Here is a 4,194-nt window from a genome sequence, read left to right on the forward strand (position 1 = left end):
TGGTGGAGGAGAACCGCTCGCAAGCCAACGTCATCGGCAACACATCGGCGCCCTACATCAACCAGCTCGCCGCGGGCGGCGCGATGATGTCGCAGTCATTCGCTTTGACGCATCCGAGCGAGCCCAACTACCTGGCACTGTTCGCCGGCAGCACCCTCGGGGTGACCGAGAACCTGTGCCCGGTCAACGCCGGAAACACTGCTAACCTGGGCTCTCAATTGCTCGCCGCCGGACACACTTTCGCCGGTTTCGCGGAGAGCCTGCCCGGTGTCGGCTCGACGGTCTGCAGTGCGGGCAAGTATGCCCGCAAGCACGTGCCCTGGGTCAATTTCAGCAATATCCCGGCGAACTACTCGCTGCCGTTTTCGGCGTTTCCGGGTCCGGCCAACCCAGCCGGTTATGCCGGGCTGCCGACGGTCTCATTCGTCATTCCCAACCTCGACAACGACATGCACGACGGTTCGGTCGCTTCCGGCGACCGGTGGCTGCAGCGGAATCTGTCCGGCTACGCGCAGTGGGCGATGGCCAACAACAGCCTGCTGATCCTGACCTGGGACGAGGACGACAAGAGCCAGAACAACCAGATTCCGACGGTCTTCTACGGAGCCGGTGTGAAACCCGGAAGCTACGACCAACCCATAAGTCACTACAACGTGCTCTCGACGCTCGAGGAGATGTACGGGCTGCCCAAGCTCGGTTTGGCGGCGCGGGCCCCCGCCATCACCGACATCTGGGACGGCTGACTCGGGACTCCGCCGACGCCTGCACCGCGCGTGTCGTTATCCTGTGCCGCGTGGCTGTTGAGCTGGTACCCATCCTTCTGAGCCTGACCGCTGGTGACCGTTACACGGTGTGGGCGCCGCGCTGGCGTGACTCCGGTGACGAGTGGGAGGCGTTTCTGGGCCGCGACGATGACCTGTACGGCTTCGGAACCCCGGCCGACCTGGTGGCGTTCGTGCGCACCAGCACCGACAACGATCTGACCGATCATCCGGGTTGGCAGAAGCTGACCCAGGCCAACGCGCACAAGCTGGATCCGAAACCGGCCAACCGGTTCGACCTCGTCGCGATTGAGGAGCTGCTCGCCGACAAGCCGAGCAAGAAATCGGTGGACAAGCTGGCCGACATGCTGGCCATGGTCTCCTCGATCGGGTCGGTGTGCGAGCTGGCCGCGGTGACGAAGTTCTTCAACGGCAACCCGAGCCTGGGCACGCTGGCCGGCGGGGTAGAGAATTTCACCGGCCGGGCCGGCCGAAAACGGTGGAACTCGATCGCCGAGATCATCGGACAGAACTGGGACAACGTGCTCGCCGCGATCGACGACATCGTCGCGACACCCGACGTCGACGATGCGATGTCGGCAACCGCAGCCGAGGAGTTGGCCCAGCCCCCCGAGGAGGACGACGAGCTCGAGGGCGCCGGGGAGGGTCCAGAGCCGACGGACATGGCGGCCGCCGCTGAGGAGCAACCGGCCGACGGTGTGACGGATACCACCGAGACCGGCGACGTTGCCGCCGGCCGGCACGACGACGACACCGTCGTGCTCGGTGCCGATGAGGGTTTCTGGACCAAGGTGGGCATCGACCCGGTTCGCATCCTCACCGGGGCCGGCACGTTGTACACGCTGCGCTGCTACCTCGGCGAGCACCCGATCTTCCTGGGCCGAAACGGGCGAATCAGCGTGTTCGGCTCAGAACGCGCGTTGGCCCGGTATCTGGCCGACGAGCACGACCACGACCTGTCCGACCTCGCCACCTACGACGACATCCGCACCGCCGCCACCGACGGCTCACTGTCGATCGACGTCACCGATGACAACGTCTACGTATTGACCGGGCTGGCGGACGATCTCGCCGACGGGCCCGCCGCGGTGGACCGCGACCAGCTCGAGCTGGCCGTCGAGTTGCTGCGTGACGTCGGCGACTACGCCGAGGACGGCATCGTCGACGACACGCTGCGGCCGGGCCACCCGCTCGGCGAGCTGGTGGGCTATGTGCTCGACCCCGAATCGGCGGACAAGCCCAGCCCACCGTTCGCCGCCGCGGTCAAAGAGTGGGAGGAGCTGGAGCGCTTTGTGGAGGCGCGGTTAAGGCGCGAGTAGCGACAAGCGGGTTTTGGAAAACGCGGTCCAGCCCGGACCGACCGGAGTTAGGCTGCAGTCCTGCCTCGTGAATGGGAAGGAGGTGTCGGAGGCGCAGCGGCGACACCGCCCTCGATCCCCACCGATTTCGATCGCGACCGGACTACCCGGCGTGAGAAGGGACCCACCATGGTAGTGACCAGTTTTCGGACCCGCGCCGCCACGCCCGCGGCCGTCGGCGCAGTGGCGGCCGCACTGGCCGTCGCCGTTGCCCCCACCGCTTGCGCCCAGGAATCCTGGGGTGCGATCGCCGTCTCGCCAGACGGCCAATCCGTCGGCGTATCGACAGATCAGGCCAATGAATACCTCGCCAACACGGCTGCCAGCGACGACTGTCGTCAAGACAACCCCGCCTGCAATGTGTTGATCACCTTCAAATCCCCGGACTGCGGTGCGGTCGTCACAAACGGGGACCACTATTTCGGGGATAGCGGCGCCACGGCGAAGGAAGCCGAACAAAATGCGATGAACCAGAGTCCCGGCAGCACCGTCCTGCGCTCAGCATGCAACGGGGCGGCTGAGGGTGAGGGTTCTTCGACAAGCGCGGCGACCACGGCGACCACGCCAGCCACCCCAACCACGCCAACCACGACGACGGCACCCGGCGGTTGAGCCCAGCTCACAACCCGCCCGCACGCCGAGCCAGCAGCCGGCGGATCGCGTCGTCCATGTGCTCGTCCATCAGGCGCACCACCGCGGCTTGGTCGCCGGCGCCGATCGCGTCGCGCAGGGCGACATGTTCGGCGACCTGCTCGCCCAGATCGGGGTAGGTGTCTTCGAGTTCCCCCAGCAGTACCCGGGTCTCCAGCAGCAGCGTCCGCATCGCCCGCTGCAACCGCAGGCTGCCCGCACACTCGACCAGCACCTCGTGGAACTGCTGGTCCGCGTCGGCGACCCCGGCGCCGTCGCACCGCCGGGCGGCCGCGGTCATGGCGTCGAGGGGGCGCCCCAGCCGGGCCCACGCAGCGCCGGCGTCACCGGCCAGCACCTCGCTGATCGCCACCCGTTCAATGGCCTTGCGGGCGCGGTACACGTCGCGCACGTCGTCGTCGGTGAGTTCGACGACGAAGATGCCCCGGTGCCGTTCACCGCGCAGCACACCCTCGGCCACCAGCCGTTGCATCGCCTCGCGCACCGGGCCGCGGGACACCTCGAACTGCGCGGCGAGGCTCGCCTCACCGAGCTGCTGGCCGGGTGAGAGCTGGCCGCGGGTGATGGCCTCCCGCAGCCGCTCGGCGATCAGCTCGGCCGTCGACTGCCTGCTCAGCGGGTCGAACAACGTGGCCTGCGCCGGCTGCGCCGTCTGCGCTTTCACCTTCGCCCACCGCCGCCGTGGGCGAACAGCGAACCCAGCCCGGCCACCTGCCGCGTGATGCCGGCAATGCGCAAGCCCTCCCACACGGTCACCACGTTGGCCGTCAGCACCGGTTTACCCAGGAGCTGCTCCAACGTGTCGACCTGGGCCACGGTGTGCATGGCGGTGTCGGGAATCAGCAGTGCCTGCGCCGCGGGGTCGTCGTTGCGCACCGCAAGCGTCCGCACCTCGGTCTCGGTCAGCCGGCCCACTTCGGCAGCGGTGTCGATACCGGCGTTGCCCATCGCCGCTACGTCGATGTCATATGCGGCCAGGAAGTCCACGAACAACCCGGCGATGTCGTCCGGATAGCTGGCGGCAACCGCGACCCGTGAGCACCCGAGGTTGGCCAGGGCGTGCACGAACGCCAACGACGTGCTCGACGCCGGCACTCCGGCGGCCGCCGCCAGGCGGTCCACTTGGTCGGCGGCGCCGTCGCGCCCGAACACGAAGCTGCCCGACGTGCACGCCCACACCACCGCGGCCGGTCGCCGCGCTGCCAGCCGCGCCGCCCCCTCGGCGAGCTTGGCCGGGCTGCCCAGCTCGATCAGCTCGGGCACCGCGTGCAGGTCCGTTCCGTAGACGTGGGCCACCGGCAGCTGCACCCCCAGCAGCCCCGCGGCCATCGGGTAGTCCGACTCGGCGGCGTGATCGGGATAGATGAACCCGACGGCTGGGCTCAGCGCGCCCTCCGAGCTCA

Annotated in this window: 5 protein-coding genes; 3 read left to right on the forward strand and 2 right to left on the reverse strand. The window is 68.2% G+C overall.

The window, feature by feature from the left end:
- The 3 genes from AC2VON_RS06120 to AC2VON_RS06130 all read left to right on the forward strand — a co-directional run.
- Positions 1-743 (forward strand): alkaline phosphatase family protein (locus AC2VON_RS06120; RefSeq protein ID WP_486952141.1); only part of this gene is annotated, 743 nt, incomplete at its 5' end.
- 50 nt (positions 744-793) lie between these two features.
- Complete coding sequence (satS, locus tag AC2VON_RS06125) at positions 794-2,101, forward strand: protein export chaperone SatS (RefSeq protein ID WP_486952142.1); 1,308 nt, start codon at positions 794-796, stop codon at positions 2,099-2,101.
- Between the two features lie 168 nt (positions 2,102-2,269).
- Complete coding sequence (locus AC2VON_RS06130) at positions 2,270-2,752, forward strand: DUF4189 domain-containing protein (protein ID WP_486952143.1); 483 nt, start codon at positions 2,270-2,272, stop codon at positions 2,750-2,752.
- A 7-nt stretch (positions 2,753-2,759) separates the two neighbouring features.
- Here AC2VON_RS06130 and AC2VON_RS06135 read toward each other — a convergent pair whose 3' ends face one another.
- Both AC2VON_RS06135 and AC2VON_RS06140 read right to left on the reverse strand, forming a co-directional pair.
- Positions 2,760-3,419: a GntR family transcriptional regulator gene (locus tag AC2VON_RS06135; protein WP_486952144.1), complete on the reverse strand. Its 660-nt coding sequence runs from the start codon at positions 3,417-3,419 to the stop codon at positions 2,760-2,762.
- A gap of 32 nt (positions 3,420-3,451) precedes the next feature.
- Entirely contained in the window at positions 3,452-4,120 is a 669-nt protein-coding gene (locus AC2VON_RS06140; protein ID WP_486952145.1) for a maleate cis-trans isomerase family protein, read from the reverse strand.
- Between the last annotated feature and the right edge of the window lie 74 nt (positions 4,121-4,194).

The organism is Mycobacterium sp. TH-M82 (genome assembly GCF_057473605.1).

What these genes read in the sequence shown, in the direction of transcription:
- AC2VON_RS06130 (WP_486952143.1), top strand. Translation starts at nt 2,270, where the DNA reads ATGGTAGTGACCAGTTTTCGGACCCGCGCCGCCACGCCCGCGGCCGTC.
- AC2VON_RS06140 (WP_486952145.1), bottom strand. Translation starts at nt 4,120, where the DNA reads ATGGCCGCGGGGCTGCTGGGGGTGCAGCTGCCGGTGGCCCACGTCTAC.